The following is a 17,789-nucleotide window of genomic DNA, read 5'->3' on the forward strand; positions in this document are numbered from 1 at the left end:
AGTCAGGAAAGGAGCGGTTCGAGGAACCGCTTCGCCGCCTGGACGGCGACGCTCGACGAGCCGCCGTCGACGACGAGCACGGCGAGGGCGAGGTCGTCCGCAGTGGCGACGAACCAGCCGTGAGAGTGGGTGCCGTCGCCGAACTGCGCCGTGCCGGTCTTGCCCGCGACGCCGGGCAGGCCGGCAAGCGCGGTCGCGGTGCCGCCGGTGACGACTTCGCGCATCATCGCGCGCAGATCGGCGACCACGGCCGGGTCCGGCGCCGGGGGCGAGCGGTCGGCCGTCGTCGGCCGCCCGGGCAGCAGGACCGGGATCACGGCCCGTCCTCGCGCCACCGCCGCAGCCAGCAGCGCCATCCCGAACGGGCTGGCCAGCACCTCGCCCTGCCCGATCGACCACTCCACCCGCTGCTCGGGGCGCGGCGCCTGCGGCACCGACCCGGTCACCGCGGTCATGCCGGGTGCCACGTAGTCGACGCCGAGTCCCAGCTGCTCGGCCGTCTCGGCGAGCGCGTCGGGCGGGAGGTCGACGGCGAGCCGGGCCATCGTCGTGTTGCACGAGTTCGCGAATGCCGTGTGCAGCGGCACGTCGCCGAGGCGGAACCCGTCGTTCTTGATCTGCCTGCCCTGGATGTTCTCCGTGAACGGGCAGGGCCGGACGGTGTCCGCGGTGACGGCGCCCGCCTGCAGCGCCGCCGCGGTCGTCACGATCTTGAACGTTGACCCCGGCGGGTAGCGGCCGACGAGGGCGGGTGCGCCCTCGCGTTCTGCGGCCGGCGTCTGTGCCACTGCCAGCACCTCGCCGGTGGAGGGCTGCACCGCCACGATCATCGCCTGCTGTTGCGCGATCGGGGCGAGGGCCTGCTGGGCCGCGCGCTGCACCTCGCGGTCGACGGAGGTGGTCAGCGGCGCCACGTCCGCGGGCGGCTCCTCGTGCAGGACGTCGACCCCGCCGTCGGGTCGGACCGCCGAGATCCGCCACCCCGGCGACGCGGCGCGCAGCGTCCGGACCTCGTCGGCGAGGCCGGCCAGCAGCGGAGAGCGGAGACCGGGGTCGTCGGACAGCAGCCGGGTGTCCTCGACCGTGCCGACCCCGGGCAGATCCGCCCCCGCGGCGCGGATCCGGTCGTACTCGGGCCCGCGGAGCGTCGCAACCACGTAGCGCTGCCCGTCGGGGGTCGCCGCCACACCGTCGAGGATCGACCGCTCGGTGATCGACGGGTCGAGCTCCCGCAGGTTCGTGGCGAGCGTCCGGGCGACCCCGGCGTCTGCTTCCGCGCGGTCCAGCAGCAGGGTCACCACGCGCTGCGGGGACATCAGCCGGGCGCCGTCGCGGTCGAGCACGGGCGGGGCCGGGACGTCGAGGGCGTCCAGGCGCAGCCGCTGCCCGGGATCCAGATCCGGGTGCAGCACCGACGGTGCCCAGACCACCCGCCAGCCGTCGGCGGTGTCGCGCAGGGCGGCACTGCTCGCGTAGGTCCAGGTGCGGCCGCCGCCGAAGTCCCAGGAGAGCGTGAACGACGCGGTGGTGGCCGCGCCTCCCGCCCCGACCCCCTCCTCCGCGATGTGCAGCCCGTCGGCGCGCACGGCCACCGGTTCGAGAGTGCTCCGGTAGGCCAGCAGTTCCGCAGCGGCGCCCGGGTCGTCGGTCGCGGCGGCCGCGCCGGGCACGTCGCCCGCGGAGAGCGCGTCGAGGAAGGCCGCCGCCGCCTCGTCGGCACTGCCGCCGAACAGGCCGCAGGCGGACAGCGGCGCGACCACCACCGCCGTCAGCAGGGCGGCCAGCAGTCGTCGGCCTCGCGACGGCATCGCCGCGTCGCCTCCGGTTCGTCGCATCCGTGATCTCTCCCCCCGTGTCGGACGGCTGCGGCAGTCAACCGGGGCCGGGGCGACGATGTCGAATACTCTATTCACGATCAAAACAAACGATTTGGGTATCTCTGCAGGTAGTAGGGGGTGCGATGGACCTGATCCGGTGCGTCCGGTTCTTCGTCGCCATCGCCGAGGAACGTCAGTTCGGGTTCGCCGCCCGCCGGATCGGCATCTCCCAGCCACCGCTGTCCCGCGGGCTGCAGCGCCTCGAGGCCGAGCTGGGTGTCCGGCTGTTCGACCGCGGGCCGCACGGAGTCGACCTCACCGACGCGGGCGCTGCACTCCTGCCGCACGCCCACCGGCTGCTACAGGCCGAGCGCTCGCTGCGGGAGGCGGCGGAGAGCGCGGGGGCGGGACGCAGTGGTGTGCGGCTCGGCGTCGTCCCCCAACTGCCCCTCGCGGCGGCGGCCCACCTGGCCGCGGCCGCCGCGACCGGGGCACCGGGCCCGGCGCTCGGGGACGTCACCCTGCACACGGCGCCCACCACGGCGCTGGTCGACGCCGTGGCCGAGGGCCGGCTGGACGTCGCCGTCGTGATCCATCCCGCGGTGCTGGGCTCGCTGCCCGGCGGCGACGTCGTCCGCTTCCCGACCACGCTGCTGGTGCCGCGCACGGCATCGGACGGGGGCGAACCGCCGGCGCGCCTGCGTGATCTCGTGCGCGTCCCGCTCGCCGTTGCTCCGCGCGAGGACAACCCACCGGCGCACGACCTGCTTCTCGACACCCTCGACGAGCACGGCGTCACGGCGGGAACGACCTGCGTCACGGACGAGCGCGCCGCCGTCGCTCTGGCCGCCACCGGCCGGGCCTGTGCACTGACCGTGGACCGCACGCTCGACGCCACCGGGGTGGTGCGCCTGCCCGTACCCGGCGACGTCCTGCCACTCCGGCTGCGGGTGGTGTCACCCGACCGGCCGGCCGCCGAGCCGCCGCCGAACCTGGTCGGCGTGCTCACCACTGCCCTCGTCGAGCTGGCGGGGGCCCGATGACCGGCCCGGAGAAGGAGATCCGCGGCCGGTTCGCCGCGGCCGGGGTGCGCGGCTGGCTGCACGCGGTGCGGATCGAGCCGGCGCGGATCGACCCGGCCGCCGCCCCCGAGCCGGAGGTCGCGGTCGCTGCCGACGATCGCGTCGTGATGGCGTCGGTCTACAAGCTGCCGCTGCTGGTGGCGTTCTGCCGTGCCGTGGACGAGGGCATGCTCGACCCCGTGGCGCCGGTGCGGCTGCTGCCGGAGGCGCGCACCACCGGCCCCACCGGGATCGCGGCGATGAGCGACCCGGTCACGATGTCCCTGCGCGACGTCGCCCGGTCGATGATCACCGTCTCGGACAACGCGGCGGCCGACGCCCTGCTCGACGCCGTCGGCCTGCCACGAGTCCACGACACTCTGCGGGCCCTCGGGCTGCAGGCCACCTCCGTGCGCGGCGGCACCCGGGACGTCTACGACGCCCTCGTCCGCGACACCCGGGCCGCCAGTCTGGCGGACGCGATGGCACGGCTGGCCGACAACGACCGACCGGTGGACCCGGCCGCCTTCGACCCGCTGCTGTCCAGCGCGACGACGGCCCGCGACATGACCCGGCTGCTCACCGCGATCTGGACCGACGCAGCCGCGAGTCCCGGGCAGTGCGGGTACATGCGCACCGTGCTGGGCCAGCAGGTGTGGCCGCACCGGCTCGCAGCCGGGTTCCCGCGCCCCGGCGTGCAGGTGGCCGGTAAGACCGGCACACTCGGCCCGCTGCGCCACGAGGTCGGCGTGGTGCAGTACCGGGACGAACCGCCGGTGGCCGTGGCGGTGTTCACGCGGGCCGCCCGCGCCGAGATCCACCTACCGGCCGTGGACGCGGTGATCGGCAGCGCCGCCCGCGTCGCCGTGGGCACGCTGCGCGTCTGATCCGGCGCGCGCGTGCCCGTCGGGCACGGACTCAGCCGTGGTCGTCGGCGTGGTCCTCGTCCCGGTCCTCGGGGTTGACGTACCCGTCCTCGAGCATGCCTTTCGCCTGCACGAGGTTGCCCAGGGCGGCGACCAAGTACTCGTAGTGCTCCCCGCGGCCGCGGGCGTCGGCCGGTGGGTCCTCCCAGCTCCCGATGGTCTCGACCAGCTCCCGCTGGAAGTCTGCCCCCGGTAGTGGCCGGCTGCGCCGTCGCGCCTGACGGAGCTGGCCGGGCTCGGGTCCGCCGGATCCCCGCCTTCGCCGGTCGGATGTCGTCGCCCGGTGGGGCTCGGCCCGGCACTCCTGGTCGCGGCGGTGGATGTGCCCGTCGGGTCCGGCTCTCGTGGCGGCGTGGATTTGCCCGCCGGGTCGCCCGCCCGCCACGGGCTGCAGTGGGGGTGTGCTCGTCGCCGCGCTCGGCCCGGGTCGGGGTCAGTCGCGCTCGGGGGCCCGCACGAGGGGGAGGTAGATCTGGTCGACGATCTCGACGATCACCTCGTCGGGAACTGCAGTCGCGCCGTTGAGCGCGTACTCGTTGCGCAGGAGGTTCACCGCCACCGTCGCCACTCGCGGGGCGACCGCTTCCGGCCGGGCCTCGCCGCGGGCGACGGCTCGGGCGACGACTGTCGACCAGGCCTCCGTGCCGGCGTGCACCACCTGCTCCCGGATCTCGCGGAGCCGGTCAGGGTCGTCCTGCACCCCCGTGAGCAGGCCTCGCAGGATCCGGCCCTCGGGCGAGGACATCCGCCGGTTGGCCCGCCGCAGCAGCGCGAGCGCGTCGGAGCGGAGGTCGCCGGTGTGGGGGGTGTCCCCCGGCGCCACGGCGAGAAGTCGTCGGTAGGCGGCCACGGCCAGCGCGGCGCGGCTCGGCCACCGCCGGTAGATGACATTCTTGCTGGTGCCTGCCCGCGCAGCCACCTGGTCCATCGTCAGCCCCGGGTAGCCCACCTCGGAGAGCTCGGCGGCTGCTGCCTCCAGGATCGCCCGCTCGAGGTCGGCGCCGCGCCTGCGCGTGGCCTTCGGCCGGTCGGCTCCCGGTGTCACATCTCACCCCGCTTTCAAGAGACTGGCCGTATCTTACGGCACTCCCAACTCTGCTAACGTCGAGCACATAAGATACGGCCAGTTCGCTAGATGGTTGGGGGAGCGATGGAGCGTCGTGCACTCGTCGTCGGGCTTTTGTGGGACCTGGGGTTGCCGCTGGCGGCGTACTACGCCTGCCGTGCCGCGGGCATCGGCACCGCGGCCGCCCTGGTGGCCGGCGGTGCGGTGGGAGTCGGGCGCGTCGCCTGGGTGGCGGCGGCCCGGCGCCGGCTCGACGGGCTCGCCGCCGTCACGGCCGGTGTCCTCGTGGTGCTCGGCGGCGCATCGCTCCTGATCGGCGACCCGCGGCTGGTGCTCCTCAAGGGGTCGATCGTGTCCGGGATCGCCGGGATCGTCCTGCTCGGGTCGTGCCTCGCCGGGCGGCCCGCGATGTACGCGCTCATGCGCCGCGCCGTCGCAGGCGATCCGGGGAAGGCGGCCGAATGGGACCGGCGGTGGACGACGCAGCCGCGGTTCCGCCGGATCATGAGCGTCGTCAGCGTCGTCTGGGGTGCCGGTCTGCTCGTCGACGCAGTCGTCCGAGTGCCCCTGGTGTACCTGCTTCCCCCTGACGTCGCGACGAGCGCGTCGACAGCCCTCGAGGTCGCCACGATCGCGCTGCTGGTCGGGTGGAGCCTGCTGTACCGGCGCCACCGCGAGCGCCTCGCCGCGGTCGCGGACGGGGCGTGAGTGGCGTGCGCGGCCGCGGCGTCACCTACGACACCGGCGCCCGCCCGGCGGGGCGCACCACTCGGCCGTCCTTCGACCCTGCGACGGTGCGGGAGGACATGCGGGTCGTCGCCCGCGACCTGCACTGCACCGCCGTCCGGATCACCGGCGACGACCCAGGGCGGCTCACGGTCGCCGCCGAGCACGCCGCCGACGCCGGCCTGGAGGTGTGGTTCTCGCCGTTCCCGTGCGAGATGACCGAGGCGCAGATGCTGCCCTACCTCGTTCACTGCGCCGCTCGCGCCGAGGACCTGCGCGGCCGGGGTGCGGAGGTCGTCCTGGTCACCGGAGGCGAGCTCGGCATCTTCGCCCGTGGCTTCCTGCCCGGCGACGACCTGTTCGCGCGGCTCGCGGGGTTCGCCGCGCCGCGGCCGCAGCTGCGGGAGACGCTCGCGGCGGTGCCGCCGCAGCTGAACGCCTTCCTCAACCGGGCCGTCGCCGCCGTCCGCGGGCGGTTCGGCGGCCGCATCACCTACGCGGCCGCTCCGTTCGAGCAGGTCGACTGGACTTCGTTCGACATCGTCGGCGTCGACGCCTACCGCGACGCGCAGAACGCCGCCGGCTACCGCGACGGGATCCGCGGCCACGGTCGCCACGGCAAGCCCGTCGCCGTCACGGAGTTCGGCTGCTGCACCTACCGCGGTGCCGCCGACCGCGGCGGACGTGGCTGGATGGTCGTCGACCGCACCGCACTGCCGCCCCGGCTCGACGGAGCCTACGTCCGTGACGAGGAGGGCCAGGCCGCGCACCTCACCGACGTCCTGCGGATCCTCGGGGAGGAGGGTGTCGACAGCGCCTTCTGGTTCACGTTCGCGGGCTACGCCTACCCGCACGACCCCGATCCCCGCCACGACCTGGATCTCGCGTCCTACGGGCTGGTCCGGGTGGACGCGGACGGCCGCAGCGTGCCGAAGGCGGCGTTCCACGCGATGGCCGCGGCCTACCGCGAATGAGCCGCCGCGACCGAGACGGGGACAACGGCCGGCGGGGACCCATCTCAGGCCGATTCCCGCGTCAGCCCCAGCCGTGGGCCCAGGCATTCCAGCGCCGGGAGCAGCGCCGCCTCGGGCACGGCCCAGGAGCGGCGCGATGGTGTGGTAGTTCGCGGTCGTGCTCTCTGATCGGCCCGCCAGTCCGAACGCGAGCCAGTCCCGCACGGCGGCGGCGACCGGGCGACTGGAACGGACCATCCCACGACCACAATCAGGCAAATGACCACCGACCACAGCACGGCCGTAAGCACGGCCTGGAGCCGTGGGGTACGGACCGATGATGACTGCAGGATGACACAGCAGCAGGCGACACCGGCCGCGGCGCCCGTCGACAGAACGAACACCGGAGTGGAGAACCCGACCGAGAAGGAGGTCAGGGCGACAAGCACGGGTGGCCACGCCACCCCGGCCAGGCCGGCTCAGGCGAACCACACCGATCAGCGCCGGGTTGCCCGCGAATACGAACGCCGCCGACGCGACGGCGAACGCCAGCAGGCCGCCGAGCAGTACCGGGCGCGGCCCGATCCGATCGGCCAGAGACCCGAACACGGGCTTGAGCACCACCTCGGCGCCGTCGTAGACCGCCAGCAGCAAGCCCAACGTGATCAACGAGGTGTGTTTTGCGGTCGCCGTGGACGATGCCCGCTGTGCCGCTCGGTCGGCGTGTAGGCGGCCCCGAGCACGCCCTGGGCCGCGGGCTGGACTCGGTGATCGAGGTCAGCTCGGCCGCGGCGGTGGCCTGGCAGTTCGCCGGCCCCGACCCGGAGCGGCGGGAGAAGGTGGCGCTTCGGGTGATCGCGGGCTCGTTCTTCGCGCTCGCCGCCTACGTCTCGGTCGAGGCGGTGCGCACCCTGATCGGCCTCGAGCGTCCCGAGCACTCCCTGGTCGGCATCGTGCTGGTCGCGAACAGCATGGTCGTCATGCCGTTCCTGTCCTGGGCCCAGCGCCGGGCCGGGCGGGAGCTGGGCTCGGCCAGCGCGGTCGCCGACTCCAAGCAGACGCTGCGCCTACCTCGCCGCCACCCCAGCAGATGTCGGTGCAGCGTCGGGCTCGGCTGCACGTACCTTGCAAACCCCGTCGCGGTGGAGGTCCTGAGGCGCTACCCGGCCGCCCGCGCGGCGGCGGGCGGGTCGGAGAACTGATGCGTCAGTTTGCGTCGATCCGTGATCCCCGCCGGACACGCGATTTCAGCACGGCGGTACATGGTCCCACGACCGCGTGCTCTCCCGACTCCGCGCAGCAGGCTACCGAACGTGGACCGCGACCCCGCCCAGGCTCGCCGCGATACGCGCTGGGGGTCAAAGCCGCCGGCGTCGAACCCAGCACACTCTCACGGACGGCGCCGTCGGGCGCCAGCAGCGTGGCTGACTCCGTCGCCCGCTCCACTGCGTATGCAGTCCGCGTACACCCTGTTGGTCGCCGTGGATTCGGCCTACGTCTCGGGTGACTCTCGGTCGGATCCCTGCCCCGCCGGCGTTCTCCGTTGCTGGGCGACCGGAGCGTCCCAGTCGATGTGGTGGGAATACAGCCATGTCCTGGGGTCCGCGCTGTCCCGGTCCGTTGTGTTGGGGCGGTTGGGTTGGTTGGCGCTGAACGCCACCAGCCGCTCCACCCGCGCGCGGCGGAGACCGGTGTAGGTCTCGAACGCGTGCGGGATGCTGGGCAGGTCGCGCAGGCATTGGGCAAGGGTGACGGCGTCCTCCAGCGCCATGGACGCGCCCTGGGCGGCCGATGTTGAGGCGGCGTGCGCGGCGTCGCCGACCAACACCAAGTGCGCGGTATGCCAGTGGTGGGTGGACGGGACGTCATAGCTGCTACTGGCCATGATGTTCGTCCCGCTGGCTCGGACGATCGCGGCGACGGGCGTGTCGTCGCCTGCCACTTGATGCAGGATGCGGTCGCGCCAGTCGGACGGGCCGATGGTCGCTCGGTCGGCGGCGGTCATCTCGTCGCCGGGCAAGTGGACCACCCAGAGGGTCTCCCCATTCGGGGAGGTCGTGTAGCCGCTGAAGCCGGAGCTGCCGTGGATCATGCGAAACGTCTCGGAAGCCGGGGGAATGCCGGTGTCCCGGGTGTAGCCGAAGACAACATTCTCTCCGGTGTAGCGAGGCGCAGGCGCGGTCGGATCGATGATCGTCCGGACGGTGGACCGTATTCCGTCCGCGCCGACGAGCAGGTCGCCCTCGGCCCGGCTGCCGTCCGCGAAGGTGGCGATGATCCGCCGGCCCGTCGTGGTCGCCCGCACCAGCCGCTTGCCGTGTTCGATTCGGCCGCCGCGGCGACGGACCTCCTTCTGCAGCGCCTGATACAGGTCGGCGCGGCGCAGTGTGCGGGGCCCGTCGACGTCGGTAAGGGTGACCCCGATGGTATGGCCGGACACTCGCTGTCCGGTCGCGTCGACGTGCTCAACTCTGGTGGTGCGGAACGAACACGGCATGATCGCATCCAGGGCGTCGACGGCCCGCAGCGCGTCCAAGCCGTTGTGCATGACCATCAGGAAGGCGCCGGTGTCGTCGGCGCCGTCCGGATACGCCTCGTAGACGGTCGAGTCGATACCAGCTTTGCCCAGTGCCAGGGCTGTGGTGGCGCCAGCAATACCGCCGCCGATGATCAGTGCGTGGGTCATGGTGTGTGGGCACCTCGGGGTCATCGGTCCGGAATCCCGCCAGGTGCCAGCGGCAGGGAACCGCAACCGCTAATGCATCCGACGGACGAGTCGAGCGACCACTCAGAGAGAAGATTGCCACGGAGAGGGATAGAGAGGCCCGTAGTGCGCTGGGTCGCCGCGATCCCTCCTTGGCGAAGTGGTCCATCGACCGCGCGTGTCCTGTCTGGGGCGACGGTAATGGGTCGGCCGTTCAACGCTGAGCCACATTGATCCTAGCTATGGTCGGATTGCGAAGTCGGTAACGGCCCGAACAACCGACCGGCCGCGTCACGAATCCCGCTGGCCGCTTCCTGGACCGTGTTTCCGGCGAAACGGACGCGGCACCCGGCACGGTTGAAGGTGCGCCCGCTGCAGTGCCCACACTGGAATCAATCGCTGACAGACTGACCATGCACGTTCGAAGGAACATCATCAGGTGCGGAAGTGGTCCGACGCAGGCCGGGTGGAACGCCCTAGGGCCTGTCCTCAAAGCGGGTGTGGCTGGCCTGGTTTGATCTTGGCTTGTGGTGCGCAGGCATGAGCTCACCGATGAGCAGTGGCAGGTGATCGAATCGTTGTTGCCGGTCTCGGGGGCGAGGGGTCGGCCGCGGGTGGATGACCGTCGGGTGATCAACGGGATGTTGTTCAAGGCCAAGACCGGGGTGGCATGGCGGGATCTGCCCGAGCGGTACGGGCCGTGGAAGACCGTCTACAACCGGTTCTGGCGTTGGTCGCGCACCGGTACCCTCACCGCACTGGTGGCCAGGGTGCGGGTGATCGCCGAGGCGATCGACGAGCTTGACCGCGAAATTTCGGTGGACTCCAGCATCGTGCGTGCCCACCAGCATGCCGCCGGCGCACGTAAGGCCGTCGCTGCGCAACGGTCCCCGGGGGGTGGACGGGTCCTGCAGCGGACACGACGTGCCAGATGATCATGCTATCGGACGGTCTCGAGGCGGACCCTCCACCAAGATCCACCTTGCCTGCGACGGTCACGGCCGCCCGTTGTCGAGGTGGTGACCGGCGGCAACGTCAACGACACCACTATGTTCGAGCAGGTCCTGGCCGGTGTCGAGTTCCGCCGCCCCGGCCCCGGTCGCCCGGCGACCCGCCCGGTGCGAACGACGCACACCGGAAGCGGCTCGTAGCAGGGACGAGAGATCACGCCATCCCGGCAGGTGCTGGATGCGATCGCTCGCACTCTGAAGTTGTCGGCGGTTGAACACGCCTACAACCTGTCGCTGGCCGGCTACTCCGCCCCGCCGTCCCTGTCGGAGCAGTGCCCGCAGGGTCCTCCGGCCCATGTGCAGCGTTTGCTTGATGCGCTCGGGGGTTTCCCGGCGTTCGCGCTCGCGCCGGACTGGACGGTTGCGGCGTGGAACGAGGCCTACACGGCTGTCTACCGGGATCTGTCGAAGGTGCCGGCGCCGGATCGCAACCTGCTGTGGCTGATCTTCACCGATCCGTATCTGCGGGAGATGATGCCGGATTGGGAGTACATGAGCCGGCGCTGCCTCGCCCGGTTCCGTGCCGAAGCGGGACCCCGACTGGGCCAGCCGTCGTTCTCCCGACTCGTGACCCGGCTACTTGATGCGAGCGAGGCGTTCCGCGCCGGTTGGGAGAGCCACGACATCGAATGGATCGCCGTACGGCGACGAATCTTCCACCACCCCGTCGCTGGCGAACTCCACCTGGAACAACATTGCCTGGCACCGGTGGAACACCCGCACCTGCGCCTGGTCATCTACACGCCCGTGCTCACCACGGACACTTTGGAACGGCTGCGGCGCCTGTGCGTCGGACCGGCTGGCCGGCGCAATGCCTCGGCTGATCCCGGCCCGTCACTCTCCGAGTAGGAACGGTCGTGCGGCACGAGCCATGTCGCTGTGGGAGTGCGCGAGTCCTGACACCACACTGTCAGGCCGCACCGGCGGCGGTACGGGTCGGCCGCGGACCTGGTCCCGGAGATGTCACGCCGGCACGACGTAGGGGAAGTTCCTGCCCCGGACATGCTTGGCTACGAATGGTCTCAGCCCCCACGGCACGGCCGTGTTCACAACGAGGGACATCATCGCTTCGGGTGCGTTGTCGGCCGGCGTCCGGCCGTTGTGGGCGAAACCGTGCGTCGCGCGGGTCCCAACCACATAGGACAGCACGTCGGGGAACAGTTTCCGGGCCACGGACGGGTACCGCGTGTTGGGGGGATGGGTGAAGTCGGTGTCGTCCGGCCAGAAGATCGGTTACGTCATCGGATGCCCAGCGCGGTTGATCTGGCGCCAGGCGCCAGCTTAACGGTCATACGAAGCGTCCACGGCGCAGTGTGTCCGAGGGTGACTCGCCGTACCTACTGCGGTAGGCCGCTGAGAAGCGGCCGGGGTGGTTGAAGCCCCAGCGGTAGGCGACCGACATGACGGTCTCTCCGCTGGCCAGGAGATCCGCGCGGGCTCGTGCGAGCTTTACCTTGCGTAGGTAGCCCGTCGGGGAGGTGTTGAGCGACTCCTGGAACGCCATCTGCAGTCGGCGGGCGCCAACCCCGGCATGTCGCGCGAGGTCGGCGACGGTGTAGTTGGCCCGCGGGTCGGCCTCGATCAGGTCGACCACTCGCTTCACCGTCCGTGGCCTGGCCTGCGGGACCGGACGGCGCAGCTCGTCGAGGTGGTCGTGTGCCTGTGTCTGGAGCAACCCCGAGATCAAGAGTTTTTCCAGGTAGCCACGGTGGCTTTTCGAGTGCTCGAGCAGGCCGCTCGGCCGGTCGAGCTCGCTCAGGATGAGTCGCAGAACGCTCAGCCAGCTCTGGGCGTGCGGGCTGGTGAGGTCCATGGCCAGCTCGAACCGGACGTCACCGCCGATCGGATGGCCCAACAGCGCCTCGAGTTCCGCCTCAAGTGCCGACTTTTCGATCTTGATACAGATCTGGGACGCATCCGCATCCCACGAGGGCAGCGCCGCGTGTTCGCGGGGCGTGAAAACCGCCCCCCGCGCCGGGGTGGCGACCGATTCCCGTGGTCCACACGCCGACGCGACTCTCCCAGAGAGCGGAACGTTCACGTGATATGCCCCGAGCGCGCCGGCATCGAGCATCGCCTCGGTGCCGAACCGCACGAAGGCGACCGTCACGTGGTCCAGCCGGGCGGCACGGAGCAGGGACTCGCTGAGGTCCGGCCGAGGCGTGCGCGTTCGGACCCGCTGCGCGGGATAGAAGAGGCTGTTCAGCCTGTCTGTGAACACGTCCACTTGGCTGGACCGGCAGATCTCGCGGTGGGCGAGCACCGAGGTATGACGGTCGCCAATCCAGGAGAGCGCGTGGGGGCGTTCCGCCCGCTCTGAAACTTCAGTATGCGGAGCCCGGACGAGGTGACCGCTGCGGCCGTAAGGTCCGGGCGATATAGTGGCCATGAAATCTCCTGGTGGCGTGAATAGACCGGCACTCCGCACTTCGGCGGATCAGCGACCATGCGCGGAGTCGCACCTCGCGCGTTCACACGTGGACGTGCGTGGGGAGCGGCGGGCCGAGCTCGCGCGGGCTTGATGAGCCGCTAGCGGAAGCTCTACCTTGGCGCTCGAATCATCCTCGACGGCACGCTTTCGAGCGAGTGCTGGCCGCGGATCGCGAACTCCCGAACGGCTGCACGCCCGAGGCGCGTGCCCGTCCCGATAAGCCCTCGACCGACGTCGATGATGTGCCATAGGGTGTACCCGGAGTCGAATCGTCGCCTGCCCGGCGCCGCTCGTCGAAGATTGTCTGATGTGTGAGCCTATCCTCGATCCGTACCTACCCCGTGTTTCCGAATCTCGAGATAGCGCGCTGCAGCTACAGATGTGCGTGGCGGCGCCACGTCTCCAGGACGCTGCGGTCGCCGCGTACGTCGAGTCCTTTTGACGTGCGGCGATTCCAGAGGAGCATAAGAAGCTCACCGCTGAGTGCATGAACCTCGGCGTCCGCGACGCCGGGGGCCGGCCCGCGACCGAACGCCGGCTCATCGGGCCCGAGTGCGATCCACCAGCGGTGACTGGTGTCGGTTGCCCGGAGCGCGAGAGTGCGCGGTGTCTCAATCCGAAGGTGCTGCCGGTAGCGGTCGGCGAATCCGCAGACCAGCTCGTCCACACCGTCGGCGGCGAGCGCGGACACCAGAGACTCGCCTCCGCGGGCTGCTGGGTAATCCGCGGTCTGGGCATCGACTCGGTGCACGAGGGTCTCATGTACCTGACGTCGGATCCAGAAGTCACGAGACGGGACGGAGGAGGGCCATATGGTCCAACAGTCCAGCGTCGCGGGTGTCTCGCGCAGAGCCGCCACGAGCGCCGAGTGCGCCTGTTCCATTCGGTCGATGACGCCCACGTCGTCGCTGGGGTCCGGATCCTCGAGTGCCGATAGTTCAGACGGCCTCGGGGCCACGGACCGTTCCTCGGTGACGATCGTCCGGGCCCAGCGGTAGGCGAAGCCGAGATGGGCGATGAGATCGCGCATCGTCCATCCGGGGCAGGACGCGATCTCGGCAGCCAGCCCGTGCTCACGGGCGATCTTGAGAATCAGGCGCCCTTCTGTATGGAGCACCTCGAGGTACTCGGCGGCGTCGAAGCCGGTGCCTATAGCAAGATCGAGTTCCTGCGTCATGAATGAGGACCGCCTTGGGGTAGAGGAAGTCTGCCAGATGGATGAGCGAGACGTCGCTTGTGCGGTGACACCCTCTCGCGAGCTCTCGCCAGGAGCGCGAGGACACGGCAGCATTGTATCCCCGTACGGACCGATCGGTACAAGCTCCAGAGACGGCTAGTCCTGAGATCCTTCCCACCGCAGCGTTTGTGGACCGATCTGTACACCGTTGCTAGGGTCGGAACCATGTCGGATGTCGACCTGCGTTTCTATTTCGATCCCGTTTGCCAGTTTGCATGGATGACCAGCACGTGGGTCCGTCAAGTCATGGCCGCCCGTGACTACTCCGTGGAGTGGCGGTTCATCTCGCTGCGGCTCATCAACTCCCATATCGACTACGAGGCGCATTTCCCGCCGGAGTACGAGATGATCCACACTGCGGGCTTGCGCATGCTGCGGGTCGCGGCTCGAACTCGCGCCGAGTACGGCGCCAGCGCCGTGGACACCCTCCAGGCATCGTTCGGCGCCCACATCTTCGATGTGCCGCCGTGGCCGAGTGAAGCAGAGCGGGCAAAAGACCTTGGCACCCCCGAGCACGTGTCTCGCGTCCTCGCCGACGCCGGGCTGCCCACCGGCCTGAGTGAGGCGCTGGACGACACGTCCTGGGACGACGAGATCCAGGCCGAGGGCGAGGAGGCCCGCTCGCTGACCGGCAAGGATGTCGGCACTCCGATCCTGCACATCGACCCGCCCGACGGTGTCGCCTTCTTCGGGCCGGTCATCAGCCGCCGCCCGTCAGACGCCGACGCGGTCGAGCTGTGGGACCACGTCCTGGGTCTCGGCAGATTCGGTGGCTTTGCGGAGCTCAAGCGCAGTCTGCGCGAGCGAACCCAACTGCAGGTCTTCGGTGGCTCGTCCGACACCGTCGGCAAGACGGAAGACTGGCACCAGGGCAGTCGTCGGCAGAAGCACTGAAGCTCCACCGGATCTGGTGAATTCGACAGATCAGACTGTTGCGCGAGAGACGACGTGTTACCCGGTCGCAGCATTCGTGATGTGATAGCGGCGATGATCTGCCGACGCCCACGGCCTACCTGGTCGGGGTTACGCAGGCATGTCGACGCCGCCCGAAACTTCACCATTCGCAGTCCCTCAGGGGGTGCCCGGTGGGTTGAAGGCCAAACAGGAAGGTGGCGCCGCTCCTCTGGGATTACGGATGCCGTACAGCAGGGCGTCGAGGAACTCGTCCGCGAGCGCTTCTGCGGTGGTTTCGCCGTTAGGCTCGAACCAAAGGCAGGTGGAGTTGAACATTCCCAGGATCCCCCTGACGAGCAGCCGAGGCATAGGACGCAATGCCCCGGCTGTGACTCCCCGATCCAGCGCCTGCCGCCAGTAACTCTCGTAGCGTTCCCGTGCGACAATGACGCGATCTCTGCGCTCCCCGGTAAGCGCCCCGTGGTCGCGAAAGAATACTGCCCACTCCGCCTGGTGTTCTGTGATGTTGCGTAGCAGGCCGCGCGCCATCTCCCGCAGCAGATCCTCCGCTCCCAGGTTCGCGCTCAGAGCCTTCTCTGCGTGGAGGTTAACGATGTCGATCTGGTTCTTGCTTATCGCGTAGAGGAGCGCTTCCTTGCTCTCAATATAGTGGTAGAGCGCACCCCTGCCCAAGCCCGCTGTTGCACCTAGCTCGGCGATCCCTGTTCCGTGATAGCCTTTCTGGGCGAACAACCCGGCGGCGATCTGGATGATTCGTTCTCGGTTCACGTCGAACGCGCTGGTACTGATGGCCCTACGGGCGCTCTGTTCGGCTCCTCCTGGCTGCTCCTGCACAGCTCAAGCTTATGTGCTGTGGCCAGCACAGCCTTCTTGGCCCGAGCGGCCCGGAACCATGGTCCACTGCGAAACCATCGTCCCTTCTTCTGGGAGCTCCCTCAGAGAGTGTTTGAGAAGATCAGCTGGTCGTCGTGAATATGCGTCGTTGCTGACGGGTTGCGGGGCCGCCGCGAGCGAGTCGTCGGGTGATGGTGTTGATCGCGGCCCAGCGGATCATGGTCTCGGACACGGCGGTGTGGCGTTCGTAGTCGCGGGCCAGGCGGGGGTGTGCGGTCAGCCAGGCCAGCGTGCGCTCGACAGCCCGCCGGCGTGGGATCACCGCGAACCCACACTGACCGACAGGCTTGCGCACGACGTGGATCGTGGTGTGCAGGATGTGGGCCGCCCACTCCAGCAGCCGGCCGGCGAACGCGGCGTCGGCGATGACGAACCGGACCGGCGTGGCCAGGTAGGCCTGCTGCAGCACCGGTTTGGCACCGTCACGGTCCTGTATCGACGCGGCGCACACCACGACGGTGATCAACAGACCCAGGGTATCGGTGTCGCGGGCGTCGATGCCATCCGTGGCGCTCCCACGCCGTGCACCTCCGTGCCCGGTTGACAGGATTGGAAAAGGCTCAGTGACCGTCATTGCACGCTCCCCAGCAGCCGCTCCACCGCGATCTCCAGCACCACCCGCTCGGGATGCGGTTGCAGCGTGCCGTAGCGCTGCGCATAGCGACGCTCAGCCTCGGCCACTGACGCTGCGTCCGACCGTACGATCCCGAGCCCTTGCAACGTCGACCATCGGGCCCCCTCGATCCCGGTCACCGCGACCCGAGCGCCGCCCTCGCCCACCTCGAGCACATTGCGGATCTTCTGCGAACCTCGTCGCGCGATGACCCGGGCCAGTCCGCCCCCCAAGTCGACGGTGACCCCGACAGCCACGAGGTGCGGCGTGCCGTCACCCGCCACGGTCGCGAGCAGGCAGTATCGCCGCTCAGTCCAGAACGTCTCGAAGTCGGCGCCAACCCCTTCAAAAACCCAAGACACCGGTCAAACTCTCCTCCCGAAAGCACGGTCCCACAGCCCGACGTCAGCGACGTCCGCCATACCGCCTTGTAATAATGTGCAGGAGTGAGCCGGGCCCCGCTACGGCCCGACTGCTCGTACGGCACGGCGAGCCCATGCCGCAACGGGTGCACGCCCATGTCTGTGTTCGACGCCGACCTGCTGCGCGATCGCGGACATGTCAAAGTATGCACGCGGCCGGGGGAGTCGGACTGGCCTGCAGCATCCACGGAATAGGATGCGAGCCGTAAGTGATCGAGGCGGATCGACAGCAGTCAGGGGATCGGTGCTCATGCAGTTGCCCTCGCGAGCCTCCTCCCAAAAAAGACCTGCGACGCCCCGGACCGGATTCACGCCTCATCGCGGTCACCCTCAGGTAATTTGCGTCTCGCAACAGAGCAAGCAGCAGCACATAGGCCTCCGACGGCTGACGGAGCCGGGGGCGACAGACCGACCACTCGGTCGTGCGGCTGTTTCCCCTCTTGCGCATTTGTCGTTGTTTCTCGGTCATCTTACTCTGCTGATCGTGACGCTACACCTCTGGCACGCGTGCTAACGGATGGACGTTGAGCGGCACACTCCGCGCCTGACCAGAGCGCGTGAGCCGAAGGTCCCGGTTCATCGGCACCCGGTGCAACCCAGGGCTGACCCAGCCGGGGCTGCACCACCGGTCGGACTCGCCGCATGATACGCCAGCGAAACCTCGCCTAAGCATTTTGACTGCACGCTGAACATACGCGCCGCTCTTCCGGAGTGCCATCCGAGCCGCCGCCGAGCGCAGTCACACCTGCGACGTTACGAGCTACCGGACAGCTGGGGAGAATTAGATACTTCGTCACTGTCGCCGGTGCTCTTGTACCGCCTGTCGATGGCTCGCGGATCCCGGTTGCTCGTGGGTAAGACAAATGGGTTGATCAGTGCTGCGGCTGTCGCCCAGAGGCGTTCCGGCTCCTGGTAGACGCGTTCATCACGATCCGTCGAGGCCTGAAGAGCGCAGGAGCGGGTTTTCAGCGCGGTCGGCGTGTGCGGCGAGCGCGCAAGGCTGCGTGGCTGTTG

15 protein-coding genes and 3 pseudogenes are annotated in these 17,789 nt (G+C 69.7%); 8 read left to right on the forward strand and 10 right to left on the reverse strand.

Annotated elements, in window-relative coordinates; translation table 11 throughout:
• Nucleotides 1-2: 2 nt before the first annotated feature.
• Entirely contained in the window at nucleotides 3-1,835 is a 1,833-nt protein-coding gene (locus ACQPZA_RS13615) for a penicillin-binding transpeptidase domain-containing protein (protein ID WP_433281011.1), read from the reverse strand.
• A 125-nt stretch (nucleotides 1,836-1,960) separates the two neighbouring features.
• On the opposite strand from ACQPZA_RS13615, the gene ACQPZA_RS13620 reads away from it, so the two are divergent.
• Both ACQPZA_RS13620 and ACQPZA_RS13625 read left to right on the forward strand, forming a co-directional pair.
• Complete coding sequence (locus tag ACQPZA_RS13620) at nucleotides 1,961-2,860, forward strand: LysR family transcriptional regulator (RefSeq protein WP_433281013.1); 900 nt, start codon at nucleotides 1,961-1,963, stop codon at nucleotides 2,858-2,860.
• Nucleotides 2,857-3,765, forward strand: a complete 909-nt coding sequence (locus ACQPZA_RS13625) for a serine hydrolase (protein ID WP_433281015.1) — start codon at nucleotides 2,857-2,859, stop codon at nucleotides 3,763-3,765. Before ACQPZA_RS13620 ends, ACQPZA_RS13625 begins: the two co-directional genes overlap by 4 nt.
• Nucleotides 3,766-3,796: 31 nt before the next feature.
• On the opposite strand, the gene ACQPZA_RS13630 is transcribed toward ACQPZA_RS13625, so the two are convergent.
• On the reverse strand, nucleotides 3,797-4,189 hold the full coding sequence (locus ACQPZA_RS13630) for a hypothetical protein (RefSeq protein ID WP_433281017.1): 393 nt from the start codon (nucleotides 4,187-4,189) through the stop codon (nucleotides 3,797-3,799).
• 48 nt (nucleotides 4,190-4,237) lie between these two features.
• Nucleotides 4,238-4,849, reverse strand: coding sequence for a TetR/AcrR family transcriptional regulator (locus ACQPZA_RS13635; RefSeq protein ID WP_433281019.1), 612 nt, complete (start codon nucleotides 4,847-4,849; stop codon nucleotides 4,238-4,240).
• A gap of 105 nt (nucleotides 4,850-4,954) precedes the next feature.
• Here ACQPZA_RS13635 and ACQPZA_RS13640 point away from each other — a divergent pair, with 105 nt between their 5' ends.
• Nucleotides 4,955-5,578: a VC0807 family protein gene (locus tag ACQPZA_RS13640; protein WP_433281021.1), complete on the forward strand. Its 624-nt coding sequence runs from the start codon at nucleotides 4,955-4,957 to the stop codon at nucleotides 5,576-5,578.
• The gene (locus tag ACQPZA_RS13645; RefSeq protein ID WP_433281023.1) at nucleotides 5,575-6,570 is read left to right on the forward strand and encodes a hypothetical protein; all 996 of its coding nucleotides are present in this window, start codon (nucleotides 5,575-5,577) and stop codon (nucleotides 6,568-6,570) included. Before ACQPZA_RS13640 ends, ACQPZA_RS13645 begins: the two co-directional genes overlap by 4 nt.
• Before the next feature lie 534 nt (nucleotides 6,571-7,104).
• Here the strand turns inward: ACQPZA_RS13645 and ACQPZA_RS13650 are convergent.
• Nucleotides 7,105-7,173: pseudogene (locus ACQPZA_RS13650) on the reverse strand (hypothetical protein); the annotation flags it as partial.
• A gap of 122 nt (nucleotides 7,174-7,295) precedes the next feature.
• On the opposite strand from ACQPZA_RS13650, the pseudogene ACQPZA_RS13655 reads away from it, so the two are divergent.
• A pseudogene (locus tag ACQPZA_RS13655) lies at nucleotides 7,296-7,751 on the forward strand (hypothetical protein); the annotation flags it as partial.
• Nucleotides 7,752-8,041: 290 nt separating this feature from the next.
• Here the strand turns inward: ACQPZA_RS13655 and ACQPZA_RS13660 are convergent.
• Nucleotides 8,042-9,235 carry an FAD-dependent oxidoreductase gene (locus ACQPZA_RS13660; RefSeq protein ID WP_433281024.1) on the reverse strand — a complete coding sequence of 398 codons (1,194 nt, stop codon included), beginning with the start codon at nucleotides 9,233-9,235 and terminating at the stop codon, nucleotides 8,042-8,044.
• Nucleotides 9,236-9,780: 545 nt separating this feature from the next.
• Here ACQPZA_RS13660 and ACQPZA_RS13665 point away from each other — a divergent pair.
• Nucleotides 9,781-10,377 (forward strand): annotated as a pseudogene (locus ACQPZA_RS13665) (IS5 family transposase); the annotation flags it as partial.
• A gap of 57 nt (nucleotides 10,378-10,434) precedes the next feature.
• A complete protein-coding gene (locus ACQPZA_RS13670; RefSeq protein WP_433281026.1) occupies nucleotides 10,435-11,112 on the forward strand; it encodes an XRE family transcriptional regulator in 678 nt (225 codons plus the stop codon).
• Nucleotides 11,113-11,551: 439 nt separating this feature from the next.
• Here the strand turns inward: ACQPZA_RS13670 and ACQPZA_RS13675 are convergent, their stop codons facing one another.
• Nucleotides 11,552-12,526, reverse strand: a complete 975-nt coding sequence (locus ACQPZA_RS13675) for an AraC family transcriptional regulator (RefSeq protein WP_433281028.1) — start codon at nucleotides 12,524-12,526, stop codon at nucleotides 11,552-11,554.
• A gap of 541 nt (nucleotides 12,527-13,067) precedes the next feature.
• The gene (locus tag ACQPZA_RS13680) at nucleotides 13,068-13,871 is read right to left on the reverse strand and encodes a maleylpyruvate isomerase family mycothiol-dependent enzyme (protein WP_433281030.1); all 804 of its coding nucleotides are present in this window, start codon (nucleotides 13,869-13,871) and stop codon (nucleotides 13,068-13,070) included.
• A 225-nt stretch (nucleotides 13,872-14,096) separates the two neighbouring features.
• On the opposite strand from ACQPZA_RS13680, the gene ACQPZA_RS13685 reads away from it, so the two are divergent.
• On the forward strand, nucleotides 14,097-14,825 hold the full coding sequence (locus tag ACQPZA_RS13685; RefSeq protein ID WP_433281032.1) for a mycothiol-dependent nitroreductase Rv2466c family protein: 729 nt from the start codon (nucleotides 14,097-14,099) through the stop codon (nucleotides 14,823-14,825).
• Nucleotides 14,826-15,002: 177 nt separating this feature from the next.
• Here the strand turns inward: ACQPZA_RS13685 and ACQPZA_RS13690 are convergent, their stop codons facing one another.
• The 3 genes from ACQPZA_RS13690 to ACQPZA_RS13700 all read right to left on the reverse strand — a co-directional run bounded on the left by ACQPZA_RS13690 (nucleotide 15,003) and on the right by ACQPZA_RS13700 (nucleotide 16,715).
• On the reverse strand, nucleotides 15,003-15,680 hold the full coding sequence (locus ACQPZA_RS13690) for a TetR/AcrR family transcriptional regulator (protein ID WP_433281034.1): 678 nt from the start codon (nucleotides 15,678-15,680) through the stop codon (nucleotides 15,003-15,005).
• A gap of 121 nt (nucleotides 15,681-15,801) precedes the next feature.
• Nucleotides 15,802-16,314, reverse strand: a complete 513-nt coding sequence (locus ACQPZA_RS13695; RefSeq protein WP_433281036.1) for a transposase — start codon at nucleotides 16,312-16,314, stop codon at nucleotides 15,802-15,804.
• Nucleotides 16,311-16,715, reverse strand: a complete 405-nt coding sequence (locus ACQPZA_RS13700) for a pyridoxamine 5'-phosphate oxidase family protein (protein WP_433281038.1) — start codon at nucleotides 16,713-16,715, stop codon at nucleotides 16,311-16,313. The genes ACQPZA_RS13695 and ACQPZA_RS13700 overlap by 4 nt, the downstream gene beginning before the upstream one ends.
• Nucleotides 16,716-17,789: the final 1,074 nt, after the last annotated feature.

Origin of the sequence: Pseudonocardia xinjiangensis (genome assembly GCF_050948425.1) — a bacterium.
Lineage (GTDB): Bacteria > Actinomycetota > Actinomycetes > Mycobacteriales > Pseudonocardiaceae > Pseudonocardia > Pseudonocardia xinjiangensis.